This window comes from Thiohalocapsa sp., from assembly GCF_019695415.1.
Taxonomy (GTDB): Bacteria; Pseudomonadota; Gammaproteobacteria; order Chromatiales; family Chromatiaceae; genus Thiohalocapsa.
Genome location: NZ_JAIFKJ010000044.1, coordinates 1422 through 1893, shown reverse-complemented (window position 1 = coordinate 1893; position 472 = coordinate 1422). Strand labels below are relative to the sequence as shown.

The following is a 472-nucleotide window of genomic DNA, read 5'->3' as shown; positions in this document are numbered from 1 at the left end:
ATTGCGTAACGAGTGACAGAGCATGAGCAAGACCTATTCGCCTGAACGGAAAGCCAGTCTGATGGCCAAGATGCTGCCGCCGCAGAATGTGCCGGTGCGCGATCTGGCCCGCGAGACGCAGATTCCCAAGGACACCCTCTACAGCTGGCGCTCGCGTGCCCTGAAGGCGCGCCAAGGCACCCTGGAGCATCCCAGCGGCGCACAGGGCGAACGCAGCAGTGGCGAGAAGTTCGCCATCGTGGTGGAGACGGCGCGTCTCGATGAGGCGCAACTGAGCGCCTATTGCCGCCGTCAGGGGCTCTATGCCCATGAGATTGCCGCCTGGCGCGCGGCCTGCGAACAGGCCAATGCGGCAGCATCCGCGCCCGTCGATCGCGCCAAGGCGCGTGGCGAGCAGCAGCGCCTCAAGGAGCTCGAGCAGGAGCTCGCGCGCCAGGAGGAGGCGGTGGCCGGGGCGGCGGCCTTGCTGGTG

The 472-nt window shown here is 67.4% G+C and carries 1 protein-coding gene; it reads left to right on the top strand.

Features of this window, described 5'->3' with window-relative positions:
• Positions 1-22: 22 nt before the first annotated feature.
• A partial coding sequence (locus I6U14_RS00540) for a transposase (protein WP_296895999.1) occupies positions 23-472 on the top strand: 450 nt, incomplete at its 3' end.